Source organism: uncultured Pseudoalteromonas sp., assembly GCF_963922945.1.
In the GTDB taxonomy this organism is placed as follows: domain Bacteria; phylum Pseudomonadota; class Gammaproteobacteria; order Enterobacterales; family Alteromonadaceae; genus Pseudoalteromonas.
In genome coordinates, this window is the sequence record NZ_CAWUKC010000179.1 from 1 (window position 1) to 2,223 (window position 2,223).

Annotated in this window: 2 protein-coding genes; both read left to right on the forward strand. The window is 38.5% G+C overall.

Annotation, left to right across the window (positions count from 1 at the left end; translation table 11 throughout):
• Positions 1-523: 523 nt before the first annotated feature.
• On the forward strand, positions 524-967 hold the full coding sequence (locus AABI99_RS18125; RefSeq protein WP_338367514.1) for a pilin: 444 nt from the start codon (positions 524-526) through the stop codon (positions 965-967).
• A 106-nt stretch (positions 968-1,073) separates the two neighbouring features.
• Positions 1,074-2,223, forward strand: a 1,150-nt coding sequence (locus tag AABI99_RS18130) for a type II secretion system F family protein (protein WP_338367515.1), incomplete at its 3' end; no start/stop codon positions are given.

The following is a 2,223-nucleotide window of genomic DNA, read 5'->3' on the forward strand; positions in this document are numbered from 1 at the left end:
CACTTACAAAAAATTTACAATCAATCGATTTATCGATGCGTTTTGTATAAAAGCATAGCAACTATTTAGTTTTGCTGATGCTAATTAATTGACAAAACGCATGAAAAGACTTTTAATAATCCAAAAGACTTACTTTGTAACATTTTGTTAAATAAAGTATCCTTTTTAGAAAATTTTGTGTGCTTTAAGCATATAAAAAGTGTTAGACTAACCCTGTTGTATTACTTTATTGAAAAATATAGTGATAAGTTATTGCTTTTTGTTTTAATCTTAAAAAAATACCTAAAAGATTAAAGCAAATGGCCAGTATATTTCCTATATTTAGTCTACTTTGTATTATAGGTAGCCCATGCAAGTTACAACATAATGAACTCACATTTAGCTTTTGTGTTTCATACCTAAGGCTAAAAGTACATGAAAATTTATTTTTAAGTAAATCTGTAAAGTTAATCAGGTAAATTAAACTTGGCGCTTCGCCACTATCCTGATTACTTTGCAAAACATTATCCTTTAGGAGAGGAACATGAAAACAATGACTCAAAAACAACAGGGTTTCACCCTAATCGAGCTAATGATTGTTGTAGCAATCATCGGTATTCTTGCTGCAGTGGCATTGCCTGCTTACTCAAATTACCAAGCATCATCAAAGTTGACAGCTGGTTTAGCTGAGATCACAGGCGCTAAAACAGAAATGGAAATCAAAGCTAACAGTGGTACTGCAGTAGCAGATGTTTCAGAGTTAACTTCTATTAAAGATGACACTACACAAAACTGTACTATTACGGCGAGCATGACCGCGGCAGGTGTTGGTACTATCCAATGTGCAATAGCTAACGCTCCATCTCAAGTAAGTTCAGCTACATTAACTTGGTCAAGAACTACAGATGGCGAATGGACTTGTGCAACAGCAAGTGCAACTGATGCAACCCTTGCTCCTTCTAGCTGCCCACAAGCAGTTACGCCTTAATGTAAACCATTGAATCATAAAAAAGCGCTCAAAAGAGCGTTTTTTTTTCTTTCAATTATATGTGCAAACTAAATATTCAGAACGCATTTTTAAGGTAATCTCCCACATGGCAAAAAAACAAGAAGATAAAGGCCTTGATACCTTTCAATGGGTCGGCGTAAGTGCGCGAGGAAAAAAGCTTGAAGGGGAGCTAACAGGCTCTAGTGTTGCCCTAGTTAAAGCCCAGCTCAGAAAACAAGGAATAACCCCTTCAAAAGTAAAGCGCAAGCCTAAGCCGTTATTTGGCATACAAAGTGTTCAAAAAATCACGCCTAAAGATATTGCTCTAGTTACACGCCAAATTGCCACTATGTTAATGGCCGGCGTCCCCTTAATTCAAGCCATTGAAATGATTGGCTCAGGTTCCACCAACAAAAGTGTTGGTAAGTTAATGGAAACCATTGGCGATGAAGTTAAAGCAGGTCAACCTCTCTCACAGGCACTCAGAAAACACCCCCGCTATTTTGATGATTTGTATTGTGATTTAGTGGCATCGGGCGAGCAATCAGGCGCGCTTGATAAAATATTTGACCGTGTCGCTTTATACAAAGAAAAATCAGAAGCGCTGAAATCGAAAATTAAAAAAGCGATGTTTTATCCTATCTCAGTATTGGTTATCGCTGGCATTGTAACTTCTATATTACTTGTCTTTGTAGTTCCTCAGTTTCAAGATATATTTGCAGGCTTTGGCGCACAACTGCCTGCATTTACCTTATTTGTTATTGGCATTTCTGAGTTTATGCAAGCCTATTGGTGGGTGATTTTAATAGCCATTGTTGGCTTTGGTTACGCGTTTAAAGAAGCCAAGCTCAGAAGTTTAAAACTTAGAGATGCAACCGACAGAGCTATATTAAAACTCCCTGTAATTGGCATGATTTTAAATAAAGCCGCTGTTGCCCGTTATGCCCGTACACTTTCGACCACCTTTGCAGCGGGTGTACCGCTAGTTGATGCATTAGATTCAGCTGCTGGTGCTTCGGGTAATGCTGTTTACCGCTATGCAATATTAGATATAAAAGCAGAGGTGAGCTCGGGTAACCAAATGAACTGGGCGATGCGTAATGCTAAAATATTTCCTGATATGGTGATTCAAATGGTCGCCATTGGCGAGGAGTCTGGCTCGCTTGATGGCATGCTTGCCAAAGTAGCAACAATTTACGAACAAGAGGTGGATGATGCCGTTGATGGCTTATCTAGCTTATTAGAGCCGCTTATTA

Bases quoted from the DNA above. Each gene is read 5' to 3' on its own strand.
- AABI99_RS18125 (WP_338367514.1), top strand. From the start codon at position 524: ATGAAAACAATGACTCAAAAACAACAGGGTTTCACCCTAATCGAGCTA.